The organism is Sphaerisporangium krabiense, from assembly GCF_014200435.1.
GTDB classification, from domain to species: Bacteria; Actinomycetota; Actinomycetes; order Streptosporangiales; family Streptosporangiaceae; genus Sphaerisporangium; species Sphaerisporangium krabiense.
Genome location: NZ_JACHBR010000001.1, coordinates 49,751 through 72,686, shown reverse-complemented (window position 1 = coordinate 72,686; position 22,936 = coordinate 49,751). Strand labels below are relative to the sequence as shown.

General features: G+C 72.6%; 20 protein-coding genes and 1 tRNA gene. 16 read left to right on the top strand and 5 right to left on the bottom strand.

The annotated features are described in order from the left end of the window. Window positions 1–211: 211 nt before the first annotated feature. Together BJ981_RS00330 and bcp are read right to left on the bottom strand one after the other, a co-directional pair. Window positions 212–285, bottom strand: a tRNA-Leu gene (locus tag BJ981_RS00330). Between the two features lie 55 nt (window positions 286–340). Continuing rightward, a complete protein-coding gene (bcp, locus tag BJ981_RS00325) occupies window positions 341–814 on the bottom strand; it encodes a thioredoxin-dependent thiol peroxidase (protein WP_184607749.1) in 474 nt (157 codons plus the stop codon). 135 nt (window positions 815–949) lie between these two features. Between bcp and BJ981_RS00320 the strand changes: the two genes are divergently transcribed. From BJ981_RS00320 to BJ981_RS00295, 6 genes are all read left to right on the top strand, one after another. After that, window positions 950–1,279 (top strand): DUF3618 domain-containing protein, encoded by a 330-nt coding sequence (locus BJ981_RS00320; RefSeq protein WP_184607748.1) that lies wholly within the window; start codon window positions 950–952, stop codon window positions 1,277–1,279. A gap of 156 nt (window positions 1,280–1,435) precedes the next feature. Continuing rightward, on the top strand, window positions 1,436–2,404 hold the full coding sequence (locus BJ981_RS00315) for an ABC transporter permease (RefSeq protein ID WP_239139181.1): 969 nt from the start codon (window positions 1,436–1,438) through the stop codon (window positions 2,402–2,404). A gap of 2 nt (window positions 2,405–2,406) precedes the next feature. Beyond that, window positions 2,407–3,306 carry an ABC transporter permease gene (locus BJ981_RS00310; protein WP_184607747.1) on the top strand — a complete coding sequence of 300 codons (900 nt, stop codon included), beginning with the start codon at window positions 2,407–2,409 and terminating at the stop codon, window positions 3,304–3,306. Further along, window positions 3,303–4,973, top strand: a complete 1,671-nt coding sequence (locus BJ981_RS00305) for a dipeptide ABC transporter ATP-binding protein (RefSeq protein WP_184607746.1) — start codon at window positions 3,303–3,305, stop codon at window positions 4,971–4,973. The genes BJ981_RS00310 and BJ981_RS00305 overlap by 4 nt, the downstream gene beginning before the upstream one ends. Before the next feature lie 19 nt (window positions 4,974–4,992). Further along, window positions 4,993–6,627, top strand: a complete 1,635-nt coding sequence (locus tag BJ981_RS00300; protein WP_204070193.1) for an ABC transporter substrate-binding protein — start codon at window positions 4,993–4,995, stop codon at window positions 6,625–6,627. A 36-nt stretch (window positions 6,628–6,663) separates the two neighbouring features. Continuing rightward, window positions 6,664–8,007, top strand: a complete 1,344-nt coding sequence (locus BJ981_RS00295; RefSeq protein WP_204070194.1) for an NtaA/DmoA family FMN-dependent monooxygenase — start codon at window positions 6,664–6,666, stop codon at window positions 8,005–8,007. Window positions 8,008–8,036: 29 nt separating this feature from the next. Here BJ981_RS00295 and BJ981_RS00290 read toward each other — a convergent pair whose 3' ends face one another. Together BJ981_RS00290 and BJ981_RS00285 are read right to left on the bottom strand one after the other, a co-directional pair. Beyond that, window positions 8,037–9,224 (bottom strand): amino acid deaminase/aldolase, encoded by a 1,188-nt coding sequence (locus BJ981_RS00290; RefSeq protein WP_184607744.1) that lies wholly within the window; start codon window positions 9,222–9,224, stop codon window positions 8,037–8,039. Window positions 9,225–9,266: 42 nt separating this feature from the next. Then, window positions 9,267–10,622 carry a hypothetical protein gene (locus BJ981_RS00285; protein ID WP_204070195.1) on the bottom strand — a complete coding sequence of 452 codons (1,356 nt, stop codon included), beginning with the start codon at window positions 10,620–10,622 and terminating at the stop codon, window positions 9,267–9,269. A 423-nt stretch (window positions 10,623–11,045) separates the two neighbouring features. Here BJ981_RS00285 and BJ981_RS00280 point away from each other — a divergent pair, with 423 nt between their 5' ends. The 9 genes from BJ981_RS00280 (at window position 11,046) to BJ981_RS00240 (ending at window position 20,430) form a co-directional block, all read left to right on the top strand. Continuing rightward, the gene (locus BJ981_RS00280; protein WP_184607743.1) at window positions 11,046–12,086 is read left to right on the top strand and encodes a YcaO-like family protein; all 1,041 of its coding nucleotides are present in this window, start codon (window positions 11,046–11,048) and stop codon (window positions 12,084–12,086) included. Window positions 12,087–12,095: 9 nt separating this feature from the next. Then, on the top strand, window positions 12,096–13,319 hold the full coding sequence (locus tag BJ981_RS00275; RefSeq protein ID WP_184607742.1) for a hypothetical protein: 1,224 nt from the start codon (window positions 12,096–12,098) through the stop codon (window positions 13,317–13,319). A gap of 15 nt (window positions 13,320–13,334) precedes the next feature. Then, the gene (locus tag BJ981_RS00270) at window positions 13,335–14,657 is read left to right on the top strand and encodes a cupin domain-containing protein (RefSeq protein ID WP_184607741.1); all 1,323 of its coding nucleotides are present in this window, start codon (window positions 13,335–13,337) and stop codon (window positions 14,655–14,657) included. Further along, window positions 14,654–15,949: an MFS transporter gene (locus BJ981_RS00265; protein ID WP_184607740.1), complete on the top strand. Its 1,296-nt coding sequence runs from the start codon at window positions 14,654–14,656 to the stop codon at window positions 15,947–15,949. Before BJ981_RS00270 ends, BJ981_RS00265 begins: the two co-directional genes overlap by 4 nt. Before the next feature lie 13 nt (window positions 15,950–15,962). Further along, window positions 15,963–16,682 (top strand): SRPBCC domain-containing protein, encoded by a 720-nt coding sequence (locus BJ981_RS00260; RefSeq protein ID WP_184607739.1) that lies wholly within the window; start codon window positions 15,963–15,965, stop codon window positions 16,680–16,682. Window positions 16,683–16,707: 25 nt separating this feature from the next. Next, a complete protein-coding gene (locus BJ981_RS00255) occupies window positions 16,708–18,222 on the top strand; it encodes an alpha/beta hydrolase (RefSeq protein WP_184607738.1) in 1,515 nt (504 codons plus the stop codon). A 947-nt stretch (window positions 18,223–19,169) separates the two neighbouring features. Beyond that, complete coding sequence (locus BJ981_RS00250; RefSeq protein ID WP_184607737.1) at window positions 19,170–19,994, top strand: helix-turn-helix domain-containing protein; 825 nt, start codon at window positions 19,170–19,172, stop codon at window positions 19,992–19,994. After that, window positions 19,984–20,187: a DUF397 domain-containing protein gene (locus BJ981_RS00245; RefSeq protein WP_184607736.1), complete on the top strand. Its 204-nt coding sequence runs from the start codon at window positions 19,984–19,986 to the stop codon at window positions 20,185–20,187. Before BJ981_RS00250 ends, BJ981_RS00245 begins: the two co-directional genes overlap by 11 nt. Window positions 20,188–20,226: 39 nt before the next feature. Next, window positions 20,227–20,430, top strand: a complete 204-nt coding sequence (locus BJ981_RS00240) for a DUF397 domain-containing protein (protein ID WP_184607735.1) — start codon at window positions 20,227–20,229, stop codon at window positions 20,428–20,430. Window positions 20,431–20,483: 53 nt separating this feature from the next. Here BJ981_RS00240 and BJ981_RS00235 read toward each other — a convergent pair whose 3' ends face one another. Next, window positions 20,484–21,347 (bottom strand): LysR family transcriptional regulator, encoded by an 864-nt coding sequence (locus tag BJ981_RS00235; protein WP_260324595.1) that lies wholly within the window; start codon window positions 21,345–21,347, stop codon window positions 20,484–20,486. Between the two features lie 215 nt (window positions 21,348–21,562). Here BJ981_RS00235 and BJ981_RS00230 point away from each other — a divergent pair, with 215 nt between their 5' ends. Next, window positions 21,563–22,921 carry an MFS transporter gene (locus BJ981_RS00230; RefSeq protein WP_184607733.1) on the top strand — a complete coding sequence of 453 codons (1,359 nt, stop codon included), beginning with the start codon at window positions 21,563–21,565 and terminating at the stop codon, window positions 22,919–22,921. Window positions 22,922–22,936: the final 15 nt, after the last annotated feature.

The following is a 22,936-nucleotide window of genomic DNA, read 5'->3' as shown; positions in this document are numbered from 1 at the left end:
GTAAAGGGAGATTGTGATGCCGGGGAACAAAGACGACGGGTCGCGTGGCAAGGGGGATGAGTCACGCGGCCCCGGGGGACCCTGAGCAATCCGCCCTTCCGACGCCAGACGCCCCATGCCCAGCGGGCTGACACGGCCGGGCCGCCTCCACTCAGGTGGAGGCGGCTCTCCTGTTTCCCCCGCCGGAACGGGCCGGTGGTGGGACCGGGAGTGGGGTCGGTGGGATTCGAACCCACACTGTCAGGTACCTAAAACCTGTGCCTCCTGCCATTGGGCTACGACCCCGGGCTTTTACGGCATGCGCCATAATAGTTGAGCGCGAGGGGCCCGCCGCACCGGTTTATTCGAGGCCCAGATCCTTGCGCAGGCGGGCGACGTGCCCCGTGGCCTTCACGTTGTAGAGCGCCTTCTCGATCGTGCCGTCGGCGTCGATGACGAAGGTCGACCGCAACACCCCGACCGTCGTCTTCCCGTACATGGTCTTCTCGCCGTAGGCGCCGTACGCCTGGTGGACGGCCAGGTCGGGGTCGGACAGCAGCGGGAAGTTCAGCGCGTCGCGCTCGGCGAACTTCGCCAGCTTCTGCGGGGTGTCCTTGGACACACCGAGCACGGCGAAGCCCGCCGCCTTCAGGCTCTGCAGGCTGTCGCGGAAGTCGCAGGCCTGCTTGGTGCACCCGGGAGTCATCGCCGCGGGGTAGAAGTAGAGGATGACCCGGTTGCCGCGCAGGGACTTGAGGCCGACCTCCTGGCCCGTGGAATCGGGCAGGATGAAGTCGGGTGCGGCGTCGCCGGGCTCGAGTCTCGTCTGTGTCACGGGACCAACCTACCGGCACGCCCCCCGTGCCGGGCGGCGGCCGCACCTGACAGACTGATCGCTTGAAATGCCGGGACGCCAGCGGCCGCCGTGGGCGCGGCGCGGCCCGTGCGGGACGAAGAGAAGGGGATCGCCATGGCGGACACCGACCCCGAGGCGCTCGAACGCCGGATCGAGCGCAGCAGGGCGGAGCTGGCTGTCACCGTGGACGCCATCGTGGACCGTATCAGCCCCAAGCGCGTCGCCGAGCGCGGCGTCGCCAAGGTCAAGGCCAACGCCGAGCAGGTGATCGCCTCGGCGCGCGAGGCGGTGGGCCTCGGCCCCGCGCACGAGCCCTACTCGGGCGACGAGGCGTGGCGCGACGAGCGGCCCGCCGCGAACCTCGCCCCGATCCTCATCGGCGTGGGCGCCATCGTGGTGGTGGGCGCGGCGATCGCGATGCTGCGCCGCCGCCGGCGCGGCTGACGCCCCTTTCCTCCTGATATCTCCGCCACGCGGGTCCCCTCGGCGCGGGGCCCGCCACTGGCGCGTGCGCGCATTCCTCCACGCCATCTCTTGACCATGCCGTGGCGCTTTCCTATCCTCCCGGTAGGATAAGTAGGAATAGCGCCAGGAGGACGAGTGACGTCGGAGCCCGGCCGAGCGGAGCTGTGGCGGTACTTCGCCCGCAGGCTCGCCCAGGCCCTCTTCGTGCTCTGGGCCTCGTTCACCGTGTCGTTCGCCATCCTCTACATGCTTCCCAGCGATCCCGTCGCGCTCCTCGTCGGGCCGGACGCCGACATCCCCCCGGAGCGGCTCGACGCGCTGCGCCAGGAGTACGGCCTCGACCGGCCGCTGGTCGTCCAGTACCTCACCCGGCTGGGCCGGATGCTGCACGGCGACCTCGGGCGGTCCGTGCAGAACCACCAGCCGGTCGGCGACGTGATCGCCGGCGCGCTCCCCGCCACCCTCCAGATCGCCGGCCTCGGCCTGCTGCTGGCCGTCGTCGTCGGCGGGGGCCTCGCCCTGCTCGCCACCTATGTCTCGGCGGCGTGGCTGCGCCAGACGCTGCTGAGCCTGCCGCCCCTCGGCGTCGCGATCCCGCCGTTCTGGTTCGGCCTGCTGCTGCTCCAGGTCTTCTCCTTCCGGCTCGGCCTGTTCCCGGCCGTCGGGGACGAGGGGGCCGCCGGCGTCGTGCTCCCCGCCGTCACGCTCGCGCTGCCCACCGGCGCCATGATCGCGCAACTGCTGGCCAAGAGCATGACCGCCACGCTGCGCGAGCCCTACGTCGAGACGGCCAGGGCCAAGGGCGCCGGGCGGGCGCGCGTCCACCTGCGCCACGCGCTGCGCAACGCGGCCCTGCCCGCGCTCACGGTCGCGGGCCTGGTCGTCGGCAACCTGCTCGCCGGATCCGTCGTCACCGAGACCGTGTTCTCGCGCGCCGGCCTCGGCCGGGTGACGGCGCTGGCGGTGACCACCCAGGACATCCCCGTCGTCCAGGGTCTGGTGGTGTTCGCGGCGCTGGTGTTCGTCCTGGTCAACCTGGCCGTCGACCTCGTCTACCCGTTGCTGGACCCGCGGATCGCCCGCCGCGGCGGCGTGAAGGGGTGACGATGACGGACCTGACCGGCGTGTTCCACCCGGACGCCGCGGCCACGGAGGCGCGCGGGACCGCCCTGCGCGGCGGGGCCCGCGAGGTGCTCGCCTTCCTGGCCAGGCGGCCCGGCCTCCTGCTCGCCCTGGCCTGGGTCGCGCTCGTGTTGCTGGCGGCCTTCGCGCCCGGCCTGCTCACCTCCGCCGACCCGCTGGCCGCCGTGCCCGCCGACAAGCTCACTCCTCCCTCGGCCGGGCACCCGCTCGGCACCGACGAACTCGGCCGCGACCTGTACGCCCGCACCGTGCACGGGGCCGCGCTCTCGCTCAAGGCGACGATCATCGCCGTGTCCGTCGGCCTCGCCACCGGAACCCTCCTCGGCCTGCTCGGCGGGTTCCTGCGCGGGTGGGTGGACGACGTGATCATGCGGGTCGCCGACGTCCTGCTCGCGATACCCGCGCTGCTGCTGTCGCTGGCCCTGGTCGTCGTCCTCGGCTTCGGCACCGTCAACGTGGCGATCGCGGTCGGGGTGGCGAGCGTGGCGACCTGCGCCCGGGTCATGCGCGCCGAGGTGCTGCGGGTGCGCCACAGCCTCTACGTCGAGGCCGCGCACGCCGGAGGCGCGCGCCGGATCAGGGTGCTCGTGCGGCACGTGCTGCCGAACTCCTCCGGCCCCGTGCTCGTCCTGGCCGCCCTGGAGTTCGGCACCTCCATCCTCGCGGTGTCGGCGCTGAGCTTCCTCGGGTACGGCGCGCAGCCGCCGGCGCCTGAGTGGGGTTCGCTGATCTCCGCCGGGCGCGACTACCTGTCGGTCGCCTGGTGGATGACGACCATGCCGGGACTGACGATCGCGGCGACCGTCCTGGCCGCGAACCGGATCTCGCGCCTGCTGGACGGCGAATGGAGGCACGGCCGATGACCGGCGACGAGCCGCTCCTGCGCGTGCGGGACCTTTCGGTGCGCTACCGCGTCGGCACGGGCCAGGTGCCCGCGGTCCGGTCGGTGAGCCTCACGGTGGCGCGGGGCGAGACGGTCGCGCTCGTCGGCGAGTCCGGGTCGGGCAAGTCGACCACCGCCCACGCCGTGGTGGGACTGCAGGCGCCCAACGCCGTGGTCGCCGGAGGAGAGATCCTCTTCGGCGGCGCCGACCTGCTCGGGCTGGGGGAACGCCGCCTGCGCGCCGTGCGCGGACGCGACATCGGCCTGATCCCCCAGGATCCCGCCGTGTCCCTCAACCCGGTCAAACGGATCGGCGACCAGGTGGCCGAGGTCCTGATCGTGCACGGCATGGCCGGCCGCCGCGCGGCCGCGGCCGAGGCGGTGGAGGCGCTGCGCCGCGCCGGCCTGTCCGACCCCGAGGCCAGGGCGCGGCAGTACCCGCACGAGCTGTCGGGCGGCATGCGCCAGCGCGTGCTGATCGCCATCGCCGTCGCCGCGCGCCCGCGCCTGGTCATCGCCGACGAGCCCACCAGCGCCCTCGACGTCACCGTGCAGCGGCGCATCCTCGACCACATCGGGCTGCTGTCCCGCGAGAACGGCATGGGCGTCCTGCTCATCACCCACGACCTCGGCATCGCCACCGACCGGGCCGACCGGGTCGTGGTGATGCGCGAGGGCCGCGTCGTGGAGGAGGGCACGCCAGGACGGCTGCTCGCCGCGCCCCGCGACCCCTACACGCGCGACCTGCTCGCCGCCGCCCCCGGCCTGGCCGCCGCCCCGCGCCCGGCCGCCCGCGCCACCCGGCCCGCGCGGGCGCGGGCCACCGGCGCGACCGGCGACCCGTTCGCCGACGCCGTCCCGCCCGCCGCGCCCGCGGGCGAGGTGCTGATGTCCGTCCACGACCTGGTCAAGGAGTATCCGCTGCCGGGGGGCGTGCTCCGCGCCGTGGACGGCGTGAGCTTCAGCGTCCGGCGCGGGCGCACCTACGGCCTGGTGGGGGAGTCCGGGTCCGGCAAGTCCACGACGGCCCGCCTGCTGCTGCGGCTCACCGAGCCGGCCGAGGGGCGCGTCGTCTTCGACGGCGAGGACGTGACCCGGCTGCGCGGGCGCCGCCTGCGGGCGCTGCGGCGGCGCGTGCAGGTCGTCTACCAGAACCCCTACGCCTCGCTCGACCCCCGCCTGACCGTCGAGCAGATCGTCGTGGACCCGCTGGCCTCGTTCGGCCTCGGGACGCGCGCCCAGCGGCGCCGCCGCGCGGCCGAGCTGCTGGACACCGTCGCGCTGCCCGGCTCGCTGCTGCGCCGCCGTCCCGCCGAGCTGTCCGGAGGCCAGCGCCAGCGGGTGGCGATCGCGCGGGCGCTCGCGGTCAACCCCGAGCTGGTCGTCTGCGACGAGCCGGTGTCGGCGCTGGACGTCTCGATCCAGGCGCAGATCCTCGACCTGCTCGCCGGCCTGCAGGAGGACCTCGGCGTCGGCTACCTGTTCATCTCGCACGACCTCGCCGTGGTGCGGCAGGTCGCGCACGAGGTCGGCGTCATGCGCGCGGGACGCCTGATCGAGGAGGGCGAGACGGAGGAGGTCTTCTCGCGTCCCCGGCACGACTACACGCGCGAACTGCTGGCCGCGATCCCGGGCCACCGCCGATGAGCATCCCAGGAGCATGCCGATGAACAAGCCGTACTCCCTGCGCGCGTCCGCACCCGTGGCGCTGGCCGTGACCGCCGCGCTGCTCCTGGCCGCCTGCGGAGGGCCGGGCACCGCGAGCACCGGCGCCTCGGGCGGCGCGCCGCGCCCGGGCGGCACCCTCACCTTCGGGTTGAGCACCGACCCGATCAGCATCAACCCGCGCGGCGCGGGCGCCGGCAACGACGCCCTCTACGTCTCCCGGCAACTCGTCGACTCGCTCACCGAGCAGGACCCCGCCACGGGACGGCTGATCCCGTGGCTGGCCGCGAAATGGGAGGTCGGCCCGGACGCCAGGACGTTCACGTTCACGCTGCGCGACGGCGTCACCTTCTCCGACGGCAGCCCCGTGACCGCGCGGTCGGTGAAGGACAACTTCGACGACATCGTCAAGGCCGGCGCCAAGGCGCCGAGCTCCATCATCTACTTCAACGGGTACAAGGCCACGCACGTCGTCGACCGGCTGACGGCCAAGGTCGAGTTCACCACGCCCAACGCCGCGTTCCTGCAGGCCAGCTCCACCGCGGCGCTCGGGCTCCTCGGACCCTCCACCCTCGCCACGCCGGTGGAGGACCGGGACACCGCCAACCTGGCCGGCTCGGGCCCCTTCACCCTCGACCACTACACGCGCGGCTCCGAGGTCGTGCTGAGGAAGCGCAAGGGGTACGACTGGGGGCCCGCCGACCGCAAGCACCGCGGCGAGGCGTACCTCGACACCGTCGTCTTCAAGATCATCCCAGAGGCGGGGGTGCGGACCGGGGCCCTGCAGTCCGGGCAGATCGCGGCCATCGGCACCGTCCCGCCGCAGAACATCCGCCTGCTGCGCGACAGCGGGTACACCCTGGTGATCCGCCCGAACCCCGGCAACGTGTTCTCCCTGCTCCCCAACCACGCGAGCCCCGTGTTCAAGGACGTCCGGGTCCGCCAGGCCCTGGCCAAGGCCGTCAACGCCAGGGAGATACGCGACACCGTCCTGACGCCCGACTTCGCCGTCGCCACCAGCGTCCTGTCCAGGACCACACCCGACTGGACGGACCTGAGCGGCGCCGTCACCTACGACCCCGAGGCGGCGAAACGGCTGCTCGACGCGGCCGGCTGGACCGCGGGCCCCGACGGCGTGCGCCAGAAGGACGGGACGAAGCTCGTCCTCGCCACCACGTGGCTGTCCAACTTCGGCCCCAACCAGTCGGCGCTGGAGCTGATCCAGCAGCAGGTCGCCAAGGTCGGGTTCAAGCTGGAGCTGAAGAGCTACACCGTCCCCGAACTCCTCCAGGTCTACGCCAAGGGCGACTTCGACCTGTCCTGGGGCAACCAGAGCCGCGCCGACGGCGACGTGCTGCGCGTCTCGTTCGGCCGCACCGGCAGCAACTACTACAAGGTCGACGACCCCGAGCTGGAGAAGGCCCTGGCCGGGCAGCTCGCCGCGGGCGACGCCGCCCGGCGGGCCGCCCGCCTCGCCGAGGCCCAGCGGCTCATCGTCGAACAGGCCCACGCCGTCCCCGTCTTCGAACTGACCACGGTCGTGGCGCTGTCGCGCACCGCCCACGGCATCGAGCTCGGCGCCGACTCCCGGCTCCAGCAGCTCGGCGACGCCTGGGTGAGCGGGCCCGGCGCCTGAGACGTCCGCACCGGAGTCCCCGATGAGGAGAACCTCGTGACCAAGCAGATCCACCTCGCCGCGCACTTCCCCGGCGTCAACAACACCACGGTCTGGTCGGACCCGCGCGCCGGCAGCCAGATCGACTTCGCGTCCTTCGCGCACCTGGCCAGGACCGCCGAGCGCGGGAAGTTCGACTTCTTCTTCCTGGCCGAAGGGCTGCGGCTGCGCGAGATGAAGGGCCGCATCCACGACCTGGACGTGGTCGGCCGCCCCGAGTCGCTCACCGTGCTGTCGGCCCTGGCCGCCGTCACCACCCACCTCGGCCTGGCCGCCACCGTGAACTCCACCTTCAACGAGCCCTACGAGGTGGCGCGGCGGCTCGCCTCCCTGGACCACCTGAGCGGCGGCCGTGCCGCGTGGAACGTCGTGACCAGCTACGACGCCTTCACCGGCGAGAACTTCCGCCGCGGCGGCTTCCTCGACGAGGCCGACAGGTACACCAGGGCCGCCGAGTTCCTGCACACCGCGCGCGAGCTGTGGGACTCCTGGGCGCAGGACGCCGTCACGGCCGACGCCGGCGCGGGCGCGTTCGTCCGCGACGGCGACGTCGGCGCGTTCCGGCACCAGGGCCGCCACTTCGACATCTCCGGGCGCTTCAACGCCCCGCGCGGGCCGCAGGGCCACCCCGTGATCATCCAGGCCGGGGACTCCGACGAGGGCCGCGAGTTCGCCGCCTCCGACGCCGACGTCATCTTCAGCAGGCACAGCACGCTGGAGGAGGGCCGCGCGTTCTACCGCGACGTCAAGCGCAGGCTCGCCGCGCACGGCCGGCGCCCCGAGGACCTGAAGATCCTGCCCGCGGTCACCTGCGTGCTCGGCGACACCGAGGAGGAGGCGGCCGAGCGGGCGGCCGAGATCCGGCGGGCGCAGGTCAGCCCGCAGACCGCGATCGCCTACCTCGAAGGGATCTGGGGCCGCGACCTGTCCGCCTACGACCCGGACGGCCCGCTGCCCGACGTCGAACCGGACCTGGAGGTCGGCGTGTCCAAGGGACGCGCCCAGTTCCGCGGCGACCGGGGCGCGACCGTGGCCAAGTGGCGCGCGCTGGCCGAGGAGAAGCGCCTGTCCATCCGCGACCTGGTCATCGAGCTGTCCGCCCGGCAGACCTTCATCGGCACGCCGCGCGCCGTCGCCGACGCGATCGACCTGTTCGTGCAGACCGACGCCTCCGACGGGTTCATCTTCGTCCCGCACCTCACGCCCACCGGCCTGGACGACCTGGTCGACAAGGTCGTCCCGCTGCTGCAGGAGAAGGGCGTGTTCCGCGCCGACTACTCCGGCCCCACCCTCCGCGACCACCTCGGCCTCGCCGCCCCCCGCACCCGGCAGCCCACCTGACCGGTCGCGCGGGCCCGGCGCGCGGGGCCTCACAGGAAGGTCTTGCCCTCGCCCCGGTAGGTCGGCACGGTCTCGGTGACGCGGTCGCCCTCGACCAGGTGCAGCGCGTCGAAGCGCTCGCACAGCTCGCCCGCCTTGGCGTGGCGGAACCACACCCGGTCCCCGATCCCGAGGTCCCGGGCCGCCGCGCCGAGCAGCGGCGTCTGCACCTCGCCCGCGCCCTCCCGCGGGTCGTACCGCAGCCCGGCCGGCAGGTACGGCTGCGGCAGCCGCGAGGCCCCGGGCGATCCGGAGGCGTGGTAGCCGCCGCCGAGGACGGTGACGACGTCCGGCGCGGGCCTGCGGACCACCGGCAGCGCGAACAGGGCGGCCGGGCGGCCGGTGAAGCCCCGGTAGAAGTCGAACAGGCGCGGGTGGTAGAGGCCGGAGCCCGCCGCGATCTCGGTGACGGCCTTCTCGCGCGCGGTCTTCTCGACCGAGCCGGTGCCGCCGCCGTTGACGAACTCCAGGTCGGCGATGTGCCGGACGGCCCGCACGACGCGGCCCCTGCGCACGGCCAGCTCGCGCCGCGACCGCTCCTGCATCAGCCGGACGACCCGCCCGTACGGACCGGGCACCCGGTCGCCGACGCCCGCGATCTGCGCCTCGTACGCCATGAGGCCGGTGAGGCGCAGGCCGGGACGCTCGGCGGTCGCGGCGGCCAGCGCCACGGCGTCGGCGGGCTCCCGGACGGGGGAGCGCAGGGCTCCGGCGCGGAACCTGCCGCCGAAGGCGGTGAACCCCGCATCGATGTCCAGACATATCCGGATCTGCTGGCGATCGGCCACCCCGCCGACCGCCTTCTCGATGAGGTCCAGGTGCTCGACGCTGTCGGCCATCACCGTGATCTCGCGGGCCGCCCGCGCGTCACCCGCGAGCGCGGCCAGGGACTCCCCATCGGCCGTCGGGTAGGCCACCAGGATGTCGGTGAACCCGTCGGCGGCCAGCCACAGCGCCTCGGGCAGCGTGAACGCCATGATCCCCCGGAAGCCGTCCATGCGCAGCACCCGCCGCAGGACCTCCCGGCAACGGATCGACTTGCTCGCGAGCCGGATCGGCTTCCCGCGCGCCCTGCGCACCATGCCGGCGGCGTTCGCCCGCAACGCGTCCATGTCCAGGATCGCCAGCGGCGGCTCCAGCCCGGCGGTGGCGCGCTCATAACGCCGGCGTTCGTCCATGTCACGAGTCTAGGCACCACGCGAACGTGAGCCTAGGTCATGTTATGAGCTTGTCACGTGGCCCTCCCCGGCCCGCGACCGCCGCCCGAAGGCGAGGCCCGCCGCGAGGCAGGCCATGGGAAGCACCGGGACGACATAGCGGTGGTCGAAGGCGGCGATGAGGGGCGGCAGGACCAGGAGGGTGACGGCGGTGGCCCACGGGAGCAGGGCGGGGCCGCCCAGACGCCGCCACCGCATGACGACCGCGACCAGTCCCGCCAGCATCAGGGCCGCGAGCAGCGGACCCCGGACGTAGCCCTGCTCCTGGTAGGCGCGGATCCAGCCGGCGTAGGGCTCGGCGACCGTGGTGTCGCCGCGCTCGCCCTGGTACGCCGTCGTCAGCTCGGGCGCGGTGCGGCCGGATGAGGCGATCTTGTCGGTGAACGGCTTCACCGAGGACGGGAAGACGTAGGCGCTCTGCGGGCCGGGCGTCGGGTACACCCGGCGGGTCCACTCGAAGCTCCACAGGGCGTCCCTGACGCCGGTGAGCAGGAAGTCCACCGGCTGCGCCAGGATCGCCTCCTTGGCGAACGCGCCCGAGAGCCGCTCGCGGTCGGCGTCCTTCCCGACCTTGGCGAGCGGCGACCCGGAGTCCCAGATGTAGACGGGCGGCGCGGGACGGTCGCCGGGCGGGTCCGCCGGGCACAGGACCTGCTCCTCGCCGGTGGGCCGGATCTTCGCGCAGTCGGCGAAGGACATCGTGCGGGCCCACAGCCACACGTTGCTCTGGCCGAGGCCGTAGCTCCCGTGCTCGGCGTGGAACCAGGCCGCGTACCCGCCGAGCCCCACCGCCGAGGCCAGCGCCGCCGCGACGACCGCCCGCACCCCGGCCCGCGCGACGACCAGGGCGACCAGGGCGACCACCAGCACCGCGAGCCCGACCGTGCGGGTGAGCGTGGCCGCCGTCAGCAGCAGGCCCCCGGCGGCGGCCGTCCACACCGCCGGGCGCGGCCGCCACAGCAGCACGGTCACCCCGGCCGTCACCAGGAACGTGAACAGCGGGTCGGCCATCACCAGGTGCTCCAGTTGCACCATGTGCGCATCGAACAGCACCGGGAGGGCGGCCAGCGTCGCCCCCCAGCCCGGCAGCCCGCCGCGCCGGCGCAGCAGCGCGTAGACGCAGGCCGCCGTGGCCAGGCCCAGCAGGTGCTGGACCACCACGACGGCGGCGAAGCTCTTGAACGGCTGGAGCGCCCACAGGAACAGCGAGTAGCCCGACGGGCGCGACTCCAGCGGCTGCGGGTCGAGCGCCGCGTTGACGTAGACGAACGAGTCCGCCCAGAACCACAGCACCGGCCGATACCCCAGCACCGCGACCAGCCGCAACACCGCCCCCGCCGCCACGGCGACGAGGAACACCCAGTGCGCCCGCAGGAACGGGACTCTTCCGGACGTCGGACCACCTGTATCGGACGCCGGACCCGGAAACACCGCGAACCTCCTCGGGGGGACGACCAGCCTCACATGCTAGCCCGACAGCCGGCGGTGAGCCGCGCAGTATAGCAATCTGCGAGATGCGCCAGGCCCCGAATGCCGTCAGTATTCGACCCACTACAGGAGGAGGTGAAGATTCATGGAGATCAGCTGGGACCTGGGTCAGGTCGACGAGGAAGCCGCGGAGTTCGACGTTCTCGGCAACAAGTCCTACTGACGTGTAGGTCGTCCGCGCGCCCGTGACCTGCGCGCGGCCGGTCGGAAGGACGCGGTGGGGTGGGTCGGCCGCGCGGGCGCCCCACCGTGTCCGCGCCTGGAGTGACGGTCGATGTTCGCCAAGGAGTGACCATGAGCCACCGGGGAGCGGTGCGGGCCGCCGGGCCCACGGTGCGCCCTCTGATCAACGGCGCCGTCCACGTCGCCTGGATGAGCGACGAGTCGGGAATCAGCGGCGGCGCCTGCGACGACGACCCCGGCCGGGCGGCGCGGCGCGCGCTCGGCGAGTACGTCCAGCACGTGAGCCACGTGTCGGCGGCCGGTGCGCTGCCGCTGCTGGCGGATCCCGGCACGCTGCCCCGGGTCGAACCCGCCGCGTTGCGGCAGGCCGGTTCTCCGCCCTGCCACTGGGTGGCCGGAACCGGTATGCGCGACGGCGCCGCGACGGCGGTGCCGGCCCAGGCGGTCTTCCTTGGCTGGGACCCGCCGCCGCCCGAGGAGCGGTGGTGCGTGCAGACGTCGGCCGGTACCGGCGCGGGCACGGACCCGCGGCGGGCACGGACGGCGGCGCTGCTGGAAGTGATCGAGCGGCACGTGCTGGCCCGCGGCTGGCGCACCGGTGACATCCGCTTCGAGGACCTGGACCACCTGCACGACTCCGTGCTGCCCGCGGGACTGCTCTCGGGCCTGCGCGATCACGAGGTCCGCCTGCGCACCGTCCGCGTGGCCGGGCCCTGCCCCGACATCGTGCTCGCCCTGCTCCACCGGACCGGCGGTACCGCCCTCACCTGCGGCGCCGCGGCGAGAGGCGACACCGCCGACGCCGTGCGGCACGCGGTCTACGAGGCGGTGGCGGCACGGCTCGCCCTCGGCGCGCGCCCGTCGAGCAGCCTGCAGAGCCGGGACCGGGACCGGGGACACGCCGTGGCCGCGGCCGGCCCGGCGCACCTGGACTTCGTCGAGAGCCGGATCGTGGGGCGCGGCGCCCTCCGGCGGGCCCCGGCCGGCCCGGCCGCACTGCTGGACGCGGCGGACGCCCTGTTCGAGCGCCAGCCGGTCGAGGTGCGGCTGCCCTCCCTCGACGGCCACGTGGTGCGCCGCGTGGTGTGTCACGGCTCGGAGGTCTTCGAACCGCTCACCCCACCCTCCCACCTGCCCTGCCCAGTGGTTTAGGAGCCCCACGTGCCTTCCTTCGCCTATCAGCGCGACGATTCCCGGTCATTCGGCGAGCTTCGGTTCCCGGCGGCGGACGCGCTCGATACGGCCGAACTGGCTCGGCGCTGGGCCGGGTGGCTCGACCTGCGCGACGCCGCCGGCCCCGTCCCCTTGCGGTCCCGGCACGCCGTGCACCTCGCCCGGATGCTCACCGGCGAGGAGGACGCGGTCGTGCCCAACTGGTTCAGCACGGTGTCGGTGACCAGTTCCCGCTACCAGGTCATCGTGCAGGCCAGAAGCCACCGTCACCTGTGCGAACAGCCCGGGGCGCTCCCGGAGGAGCTGCGCTCCCCGCGCTGGCGGGCCCTCGTCGAGGCATTGGAACGCTGGGCCGATCTGCCGGCGGAACGCCGGGTCGTCGTCGTCGCCCTGCTCACGCAACTCGGCTTCCACCGCCACGCCGTACGCCTGGTCGGCCCTTTCACGGTCGACACCGACCCGCTGCGCCAGCAACTGGTCTACGAGGTGGCCCGTGCGGCCTACCAGCTCAACAGGAAGTCCCCGATCCCGTACGAGATCTTCGCCTGGCTGGCCCGCGACGCCGTCCGCCCGGCGCTGCGCACCCTCGCGGCCCTGCAACTGGTCTCCACCCGCGCCCGTGGCAGCGATCGGGAGGAGGCGGGCCGATGGCTCGCCGAGGCGGAGCGGTCCCTCACCGGTCTCGGCGCGGAGCCGGACTGGCTGGCGCACCTGGTGACCAGCCGCTACCACCGCGCCGCCGCGCTGCACGAGCTGTCCGGCCGCGACCGGGACCCGGTGGTCGCGCACATGCGCGCCGCCCTGGAACACGACGACGCCCTGGCGCGGTCGGCCGGGAACCCGGTGCAGGCCCACTACCAGCGGGAGAACCGGGGCCTGGTGCTGGAGGCCCACCTCAAGCTGGACACCCTGACCGGCACGGCGAGCGCGCCCGGGGACGCCGTCGGGCAACTGCTCTCCCTCGACCCCGTCGACCCCGAGCCGCTCTACGCGATCGGCGCCTACCTCGCCGGCCGCGGCGACTGGGAGGCCGCGCTCGAGACGTTCCTGCGGGCCGCGGGCTCCGGCACGCTGCGCGGGGCGTCGGCGGCGAACGCGGCGGCCGTGTGCGCGGAGCGGCTGGGCCGGCCGGACGAGGCCGAGCACGCCCGCCGCCTCCTGCTGGACCTGGATCCGGCCGCACGCCTGCCGGTCCACCAGGCCGACGTCTGACCGGTGGGAGTGATCATGACGGAGACACGCAGGCTGCTCACGGTCGGGGAACCGGACCCCCGGTCCGACCTGCCGGGGCCGTCCCTCGGCGACACCGGTACGGGCGGCCACGCGCTGGACCGCGTTCTCGCCACCATCACCGGTGAACGGTTCCTCGACCGGTACTGGGGGAGGGACGGCTACCACGACACCGGCGAGCCGGACCGCTTCCACCACCTGCTGCCCTGGGACGAGCTCAACCGGCTGCTCGACGGCCACCGGGCCTGGCCGCTGCGCATGCAGGTGGCCAAGGCGAACAAGTCGCTGCCTCCGTCGTCCTACGTCGAGCCGATCCCCGGCCGCGGCGTCGGCAGGGAACCCGCGCTCCGGGTCAGCAGCACGAAACTGCACGCCCGGCTGCGCGAAGGCGCGACGCTGGTCTTCGGCTCGGTGGACGAGGCCGTCCCGGCGGTACGGGACCTCGCCGAAGCCCTCGAACACGACCTGCGCGCGGAGGTGTTCGTCAACCTCTACGCCTCCTGGGGGGAGGTCGGCGCCTTCGACCCGCACTGGGACGACCACGACGGGCTCATCCTGCAGATCTACGGCCGCAAGGAATGGCAGCTGTTCGGCGTCGGCCGTCCCGTGCCGCTCCCCGGCGACGAGCCCCTCAACCAATGCCCCCCGACCCCCCTGCGGCAGTTCGAGCTGCGCGAGGGCGAGGCGTTGTACGTGCCGCGCGGCCACTGGCACGCCGTCCGGCCGGTCGGCGGCACCACCGTCCACCTCACCATCGGCTTCCGGCGGCCCGTCGTCGAGGACTTCCTGAAATGGGTGGTCGAACGGCAGCGCCGCCTCCCGGAGGCGCGCTTCGACCTGCCCCTCACCGGGTGGGACGACGAGACGGCGAGCCGGCTGTCGGTGCTGCGGGAGGAGATCGGCGCCCTGCTCACCGAGGACGGGCTGCGCCGGTACGTCGCGGAACGGGACGGGCGCGCGCAGCCCAGGCCCCGGCACGCGCTGCCGTACGCGGCCGGGCCGGCCGGCGACTGCCCGCCGGACGCCGTCGTGGTGCTGGCCTCGCCCCGGCCGGTGGCCCTCCAGGAGGACGGTCCCCGGTGCGTCCTGGTGTCCGCCGGCAAGCGCTACGACTTCGACGCCGTCTGCGCCCCACTGGTGCGGCTGCTGCTGGCCCGTACCCCGTGGCGGGTGGACGAACTGGTCCGCGCGGCCTCCGGCGACGGCGGGCCGTCCACCGGCGAGGGCCGCGAAGTGGTGGCCGAGTTGCTCCGGCATGGCCTGCTGCGCCTCGACCTCGCGCCCCTCCCGGCCGACGCACCCGACAGAAAGGACCGATGATGGCGGACACCCTGCGCGACACGAGCCCCCCGCGCCGGCCGAGCCGGTTCGGCCTGTCCGCGCTCGCCCCCGACTTCCCCATGCTGTGGGGGGCGACGACCGTGTCGCTCCTGGGCAACGGCATCTCCTCCGCGGCGCTGCCCCTGCTGGCGGCCTCGCTGTCCAGCGACCCGATCGTGGTGTCGTCGGTGGTCGTCGTCGGCAGGCTGCCCTGGCTGCTGTTCGCCCTGCCCGCGGGCGTCATGGCCGACCGGTGGGACCGCAAACGCGCCATGTGGATCAGCGATCTGGTCCGCGCCGGACTGACCGCGGGGCTCGCGGTGGCCGTGGCGACGGGGTCCGCCGGCATCGCCCTGCTGATGGTGGTCGGCTTCCTGATCGCCATCGCCGACACCGTGTTCGACAGCTCCAGCACCGCCGTGCTGCCCAGGGTGGTGGCGAACGACCCCGTGCGGATCCAGCGCGCCAACTCGTGGCTGGTCGGATCGCGGAACACGGTGGAGTCCTTCGTCGGTCCGCCCCTCGGCGGCCTGCTGTTCACCATGTCCAGGTCGCTCCCCTTCCTGGGCGACGCGCTGTCCTTCCTGGTCAGCGCCGTCCTCCTGCGCCGGATGCGCGGCGACTACCATGTGGCCCGCAACGCCCTCGGCGATGGCGGCATGCGGCGGGCCATCAGCGAGGGCTTCTCCTTTCTGTGGCGGCAGCCGGTGCTGAGGGCGATCACCGGCATCGCCGGCCTGTTCAACGTCGCGTCCCTCGCGCAGAACGCCATCTTCGTGCTGTTCGCCCAGCAGCTGTTCGGCCTCGGCGCCTTGGGCTTCAGCCTGCTGCTCGCGGCGGGCTCTCTCGGCGCCCTGTTCGGCGCGGCGCAGGCCGGGCGGCTCAACAGGTGGTTCGGCACGGCGGTCAGCCTCCGGCTGGCGCTGGTCGTGTCGGGGGTCTCGTGCCTGGTCACCGCCTCGGCGCCGAACCCGTGGTTCGCGGCGGCCGGCGAGATCCTGGCCGGGCTCGGCGCCGCGATCTGGAACGTCAACCAGATGTCCCTGCGGCAGGCCGGCACACCGGACCACCTGCTCGGCAGGGTCACCGGCGTCCACCGGCTGGTCACCTACGGGGCGATGCCGTTCGGCGCGCTGCTCGGCGGCGTCCTCGCCTCGCTGTCCGGGCTGCGCACGTCGTTCGTGGTCGCCGGCGCGATCATGCTCGCGCTCGCCGTGTTCGCCGGTGTCACGATCACGCGTTCCCGGGTCGCGGAGCTGACGCCGCCCCCGGCCGACAGTCAGACAGCATGAGAAGGAGCACACGATGGTGAGCAACAGCCTGGAACGCCTGCTGCGGCACCCCCGGGAGAGGGTCTGGCAGACCATCTTCGACCCGGCGGCGGCCGAGCACTGGCTGGGCACGGTGGCCAGCGTCATGCCCGAGCGCGAAGGGGCGGCGCTGTGCTGGGTCTACGACGCCGGCGCGCGCATGCCGACCGTCTACAGCGGGCGGATCGAGGTCCTGGACCGGTTCCGCCGCCTGGAACTGGTGATCGGCCTCATCGCCTGCGACGCCGAGATCCGGATGACGTTCGAGCTGGCGGACGTACCGGCCGATTCGGGCGAGACGCACACCCGCCTGAAGCTCCGGCAGGACGGCTTCCCCGCGGACGGCAACGGCAGGTTCGAGCGCGACGGCTTCCTGCACCACTGGGACCACTTCCTCGAACTGCTCGGCGACTACCTGGACGGAACGCCGAAGAACTACCACACCATGCACAAGACCGAGCTCGGGGTGATCCCCGTCGGAGCCATCCGCGGCGAGGGCATGCTGGTGCAGGACGTGGCCGTCGGCGCGCCCGCCGACCTGGCCGGGGTCCGCGCGGGCGACGTCATCCGCTCCTGCGGCGACTTCCTGTTCGGCAGCCTGGACGACCTCGACGCGTGGGTCGAGAGCCACCGGCCCGGGGAACGGGTGGAACTGCTGGTCGGCGACCGCGTCGTACCGGTGGTCCTCCGCGCGAAGCAGTACACGCCCTCCTGACCGCGAAGCACGGGGGAGGAAGACCATGACGCCGGACGTCGTTCCCCTGCCGGACCGGTCGCCGGAGATCACCGGCTCGCTGCCCGCCCCGTTCCGGCGGGCACAGCTCGACGCCGCACGCCCGGCGTTCGCGCTCACCCCCGCCGGGCCGGTCGTCAGCACCGATGCCTGGTCCGATCGCCACCTCGCGCTGCTCGCGGACGGCCGCTGGACCAGGCTCACCAGCGGGTCCCGGTGGAACTCCCGCCCGGAGTGGACCGGAGGGCGCCTGGTCGCCGAGGTGTTCCAGGACCTGGCGGCCGAGCAGGCGAGCAGCCTGCCGATACCGCTGACCGGCGTCCGCGCGGAACCGGAGCACGCCGGGCCGCGCGCGGTCCTGACCGCCGACGGGCGGGCCGTCGCGCACCCGGTCGCCGGGGAGGTGCGGCTGCCCCCCGGAGCGACGGCCGAGTGCGTCGTGCCCGCGCTCCCCGGCCACGACCGGATCGCCCTGCTGCTCCGCCAGGGCAGGGCTCGCCGGGTCGTGTGCGTGGACCGCGACGGCGTCACGCACTGGGACGGCCCGGTGACCTCCGCCGGGCCGTGGCTGTCCGAGCACGAGGTCGTCGTGGTCCTGGAAGCATGGCCGGGCCGCGTCCCGCACGCCTGGGACGTGCGCTCGGGAACGCTGCGCCGCCTGGTGGAGCCCGCCCAGATCGTGGTGGACGACGTGCGGGCCGACGGCGACCTCGTCGGCCTGAGCTGGACCTCCGCCGGGCAGCCGCGCCGGCTCGAACTGGTCGAGGCGGGGCGGCTGGCCGCCGGGGAACAGATCCGGCTGAGCCCCGTCCCGCCGGGTCCCGGCGGCCTGCCCTCCGCCGTCAGCACCGTCTTCGAGGGGTCGCACTGCCCCCTGCCCACCCTGCTGCGCGACCCTCCCGGCCAGGCGCGTGGCACCGTGCTGCTGCTGCACGGCGGCCCGAACGGGTCGAACCTGGCGACGTGGTCGCCGTTCGCCGAGTCCCTGGCACTGGCCGGCTGGCGCGTCGTCCAGCCGAACCTGCGCGGCAGCGGGCTCATCGACCCCGCCGTCCGCGCCCCGCTGCCCGAACGCTACGGAGTGGACGACGCGGACGACGCGCTCAGCGTGCTGCGCCGCACCGCGATCGGCCCCGTCGTGGTCGGCGGGATGAGTTACGGGGGCTACCTGGCGAGCCGTGTCGCCCGGATCGCCGCCGAGGTACGCGGCGTGTTCCTGCTCGGCGGCTTCCTACATCCCTCAGATCTCGCCGGGTCCGGGTATCCACAGGTCAAGGCCTTCCTACGGACGGCAGCCGGCCGCTTCGCGGCCCACGACCCGTTCGCCGCCGTCCCACACTTCATCGCCCACGGCGAGCGAGACCCGCGCATCCCCGCCGAGGCCGTCCGCACCCACCTGGACGACCTCCCGTCCGGCTCGCAATGGATCGCCATCGAGAACGAGGGCCACGGCATGCTCTCCGACTACGCGGCCCGGCGAGTCTTCCCTCCCTTCTTCTCCTGGCTGGACCGCCTCGGATGAGCCCGGCGTCAGCGTCTTGTGCCTGACGGCGTTTCCAGCGGTGCGTTGTGTGCCTGGGCTCTATTGGCGCGCACATCTGGGTGGGATAACGGCGGCCGACCAGGGCGGTCCCGCACGGGTGGGCTCCCGGACCTCTTCCAATCTCAACCTCTTGGACTCCACACCCATAACCGGTGCCCATCGGTATTTGGTGACTATTGAGTTGGTTGAGGTGTGTTGAGCCCACCCGCGCGGGTTCGCCGTGGTTGCTCGCCGTTAGCCCACCCCAGAGCTGAACGTCCATCGGACGGGGCGGTGCGGAAGCGCGCGGAACAGCTGTGCGGAGCCTGCGGAAAATGTCGGCCCTTTGGGGCCGTCGGTTTGGGTCCGTCGGCGTTCTAATGGTGCCAACTTGTTGGGTGGGCTAACGGCGGCCCGCCAGGGCGGTCCCGCACGGGTGGGCTCCCACCCCTCTTCCAGTCCCGAAGCTGCTCACTCCACACCCCGTACCCGAGCATCACCATCCATTGGGTGGCTGCTTTGCCGGTTGAGGTGTGTTGAGCCCACCCGTGCGGGTCTGTCGTGGTCGCTCGCCGTTAGCCCACCCCAGAAGTGCGCGTCCATCGAACGGGGCAGTGCGGAAGCGCGCGGAACTAATATCGCCGGATTGCCCGTGCGAAATGATGGGGATGGGGTCGGCGGTCGGCGCAAGGATTCTAGGCCCTCGGTGGTACACACCCAGGGCTGGTTCGATTGCCGGCCTTTTCGTCTGACGGTGCTGCCGAAACTCCTCCCAACGACGGCATTGCCGTCCTGTGATTCCTGGAATTCCTCTCCGATGCTGCCCGACGGCGACTACGATGTGTGTTGGAACGGGCACACGTCGTGTCCACCAACTCTGTCAGCGATTCTGTGGGGAATTCGAAGCGAGCAGCTTAAAACGTTTGACTTGGATGGGTAGGTGCAATTTGTCCCCCGACAAAGAGATAGACCCGCACGAGTCCCCGAGAGCCCTCTTCGCCTTCGAGTTGCGCCGCCACCGCGAGGCGGCGCACATGAGCCAGCGCCAACTGGCCGAGCGCCTCGGCTACTCCGACTCCATGATCAACTTGGTCGAGCGCGCCAAGCGCCCCCCGTCGAGACAGTTCGCCGAACTCTGCGACCGTACCTTCGCCCTAGACGGCACCATGCTCCGCCTCTACATGGCCACCACCTGGCACAAGGCCCCCGAATACCTCCGCCCGTGGCTAGAGGAGGAAGAGTACGCCACGGGTCTGCGCAACTGGGAGCCGCTGATCATCCCGGGCCTTCTCCAGACAAGGGCGTACGCCCGCGAGATCCTGGCCACTTGGCCTGGCGTCACTGACGAAGAACTCGAAGAGCGTGTGACGAACCGTATGCAGCGACAGGCGCGTCTGTATCAGGACAAGCCGCCTGACCTCAACTTCCTCATCGATGAAGATGTGATCACACACCCCATCGGGGGTGCCGGGATCATGCGCGAGCAACTGGGATATTTGCTAGAGATGGCCGAGCACCCTCAGGTGACGATCCAAGTCGTCCCCTATGCGGCACGACCTCATTGCGGTCTCATGGGAGGGTTCATCATCGCAGAGAGAAACGGATCGTCTTACGCGGCATATTCGGATGCTCAACCGGTCGGACGGACCTTCGATGACCGTGCTCTGATCACTGATCTGATCCGGAAGTATGACGCAATCCGGGCGGAGGCCGTACCGTTCAAAGAGTCACTCCGACTCATAGAGGAAGCGGTGAACCGAATTGGCTCATGACCTTCAGGGTGCACAGTGGCGCAAGAGCAGCTTCAGCGGCGACGCGGGCCAGTGTGTCGAGGTGGCTTCAAACGTCCCTGGCCTCATCGGTGTCCGAGACAGCAAGCTTCCGAGCAACCCCGTGGTAACGGTCAGCCCAGGTGAGTGGACGGTCTTCCTGACCGGTCTCAAGCACGACGTCATCTCTATCTGAGTCTGTCCGCCCATCACCTCCCGAAGGCGGTGAACCTGATTGGCGCATGATCTTGACCGCGCACAATGGCGCAAGAGCAGCTTCAGCAGTGACTCAGGCGAGTGCGTCGAGGTGGCCTCGAACATCCCGGGCCTCGTCGGGATCCGGGACAGCAAGCTTCCGAAACACCCTGTCCTAACGGTCACGCCGGGTGAGTGGTACGCCTTCTTGATCGGTTTCAAGCGCGGCGCTTTCTCTAAGTGAAGTGCTGGCCGTGGTCAGTCCCCTCGGTCGGTGAGGGGACTGATCCGCACGTGTCACGCGCTCGCGGCGTACAGGAGGTCGCGTAGGCCGGGGAGGGTTTCCCGGTCGGAGCGCCAGACGAGGCGCAAACTCAGATCTGGGGTGGTTAGAGGAAGCCGGGTGAGGGTGCCGTTCGTCAGGGAGTCGGAGATCGCGAACTCCGGCAGGAGCGCGAGGCCGAGTCCTTGTTCGGCCCAGGCGCGGATCACCGCGACGCTGCCCGCCCGCACGCGTTCGGGGCCCGGGCCGAGGATCCTGTCGGCGGCCATCCAGAAGGAGCACGCGGGCACGTTCACCAGGAGGCGCTCACCGTTGAGGTCGTCCGGGACCACCTGGGTGCTTTCTGCCAGGCGGTGACCGGGGGCCGCGACGAGGGCGAGCGGCACCATGTCGACGTCCACGAAGGTCAGCGGCGCGGGCGGGGCCGCGAACCCGAGGTCCCCCAGGGCGTCCCCGGTGTCGAGCAGCAGCGCGGCGTCCAGCCGTCCGGCGGTCATGGCGGCGAGCAGTTCGTCGCGGCTCGCACTCGGGACCACCTGAACGTCGGCGTCCGGGCGGCTTGCGGTGAGTCTGGCCAGTACGCCGGGTACGTGGGTGGCGGCGATCGTCTCCAGGGCGCCTAGCCGTAGTGCGCGGGAGTGGCCGGTGACCTCTCTGCGTGCTTGTTCGGCCTGGTCGAGCAGGCGGCCGGTCCAGCTCAGCAGCCGTTCGCCTGCCTCGGTCAGGCGCATGCCCTTGGGTGTGCGCTCGAACAGCGTCACCCCCAGCGACCTCTCCAGGGTGCGGATCTGCTCCGAGACGCTGGAGGGGGACAGTTCCAGGGCGACGGCGGCGTCGGTCACCGTCCGGTGCCGGGCTACCGCCTCGAACGTCCGCAACTGCCGTAGTTCCATGTGAAGACAAACCCGCGCAGACCATTCGGAATTTCCACATGCGGTCCTGCGGTCGGGCCGGTGAAGGGGCTGCGGCCCGGTCCGCACAGTTACGGCATGACCGGTGACGACGATCCCGCGCAAAGCATTCGGAATTTCCGCACGCCGCCTGCGGCCGGGCCGGTGGAGGGGACTGGCCCAGGTCCGCAGAGTTGGACGGCATGACCACTGTCATCTCCCGCGCGGACGCGGCGGCACGGCGGGTACGCCGCCCGATCGTCCTGGTGGGGATCTCGCTCGGATATTTCATGGTGTTGCTGGACATGACCGTGTTGTCCGTCGCCGAGCCGGACCTCGCCGCCTCTCTGCACGCCTCGATCGCCGGCCTGCAGTGGGCCACCACCGGATACACCGTGGTGTTCGGTGCCCTGCTGCTGTCGGCCGGCGCAGTCGCCGACCGTTACGGCGCGCACCGGGTGTTCCGCGCCGGGATCGTCGTCTTCGGACTGGTATCGCTGCTGTCGGCGACAGCTCCGACCCTGCCGGTCCTGGTCGCGTTGCGGGCCGTTCTCGGTGCCGCCGGGGCCGCCTGTGTGCCCGCCTCGATGGCGCTGATCGCCTGGCTGTACCCGGACCCGGCCGCGCGCACCCGGGCCGTGGCGGCCTGGGCGGCGATCAGCGGGACGGCGGTGGCCGCAGGACCCGTCGCGGGGGGCCTCCTGGTGGACCTGGCGGGCTGGCGGGCCGTCTTCCTGGTCAACGTGCCGCTCACGGTGCTGGTGCTCGCGCTGACGGCGGGCCGGGCGATTCACTCCCCGCGCGGCGACCGGCGCATCCACTGGCCCGCCCAGCTCGCCGTCTGCGCCGCGCTCGCGCTGCTGACCGACACGCTCATCGCCGCCGGCGCGCGTTCCTGGGGCCACGCGGCGCTCTCGGGTACGGCCACGGTTCTGGCGGGCGTCGTTTTCGCGGTCGTGGAACGGCGGAGCACGGCTCCGGTGCTCCACCGGGGGCTGCTGCGCGGGCGCGGCGTGCGGGCGGCGCTGGCGGCGGGCGCGGCGGTCACCTTCGCCCTCAACGGCAACCTGTTCGTCCTGCCGCTGCTGTTCCAGCGCGAGCACGGCCTGAGCGCCGTCACCAGCGGCCTGGCCTTCCTGCCCCTCACCTTGCCGTTCGTGCTCAACCCGCCGCTCACCGGCCGCATCGTGGCCCGCGTCGGCCCCCGCCCGCCCATCCTGGCCGGCCTCGGCCTGCTCACCGCGGGCGGCGCGTCACTCGGCTGGGCGTCCTGGGCCGGCGCGGGCTACGGCTGGCAGGCCCTCGGACTCCTCCTCACCGGCTTCGGCGTCTCCTTCGCCCTCCCCGCCCTGGTCACCGCCGTCCTCGCCGCCGCCCCGTCAGGCACGGCCGGAGCGGCGGGGGGCCTGCTGAACGCCGTCCGCCAGACCGGCGCCAGCCTCGGTGTCGCCACCATGGGCTCCCTGGCCGCCCTCCCTGGAGGCACGGTGTTCTCCTTGCTCCTCGCCGCCGCCGTCTGCGCCGCCGCGGCCATATGGTTCGCCCGGGGGACGGCCTCCTGACCGGAGGCCGCCCGG

Coding starts and splice junctions, on each gene's coding strand:
- BJ981_RS00270 (WP_184607741.1), top strand. CDS start 13,335: ATGACGGAGACACGCAGGCTGCTCACGGTCGGGGAACCGGACCCCCGG.
- BJ981_RS00255 (WP_184607738.1), top strand. CDS start 16,708: ATGACGCCGGACGTCGTTCCCCTGCCGGACCGGTCGCCGGAGATCACC.
- BJ981_RS00300 (WP_204070193.1), top strand. CDS start 4,993: ATGAACAAGCCGTACTCCCTGCGCGCGTCCGCACCCGTGGCGCTGGCC.
- BJ981_RS00265 (WP_184607740.1), top strand. CDS start 14,654: ATGATGGCGGACACCCTGCGCGACACGAGCCCCCCGCGCCGGCCGAGC.
- BJ981_RS00260 (WP_184607739.1), top strand. CDS start 15,963: ATGGTGAGCAACAGCCTGGAACGCCTGCTGCGGCACCCCCGGGAGAGG.
- BJ981_RS00230 (WP_184607733.1), top strand. CDS start 21,563: ATGACCACTGTCATCTCCCGCGCGGACGCGGCGGCACGGCGGGTACGC.
- BJ981_RS00320 (WP_184607748.1), top strand. CDS start 950: ATGGCGGACACCGACCCCGAGGCGCTCGAACGCCGGATCGAGCGCAGC.
- BJ981_RS00305 (WP_184607746.1), top strand. CDS start 3,303: ATGACCGGCGACGAGCCGCTCCTGCGCGTGCGGGACCTTTCGGTGCGC.
- BJ981_RS00280 (WP_184607743.1), top strand. CDS start 11,046: ATGAGCCACCGGGGAGCGGTGCGGGCCGCCGGGCCCACGGTGCGCCCT.
- BJ981_RS00310 (WP_184607747.1), top strand. CDS start 2,407: ATGACGGACCTGACCGGCGTGTTCCACCCGGACGCCGCGGCCACGGAG.
- BJ981_RS00290 (WP_184607744.1), bottom strand. CDS start 9,224: ATGGACGAACGCCGGCGTTATGAGCGCGCCACCGCCGGGCTGGAGCCG.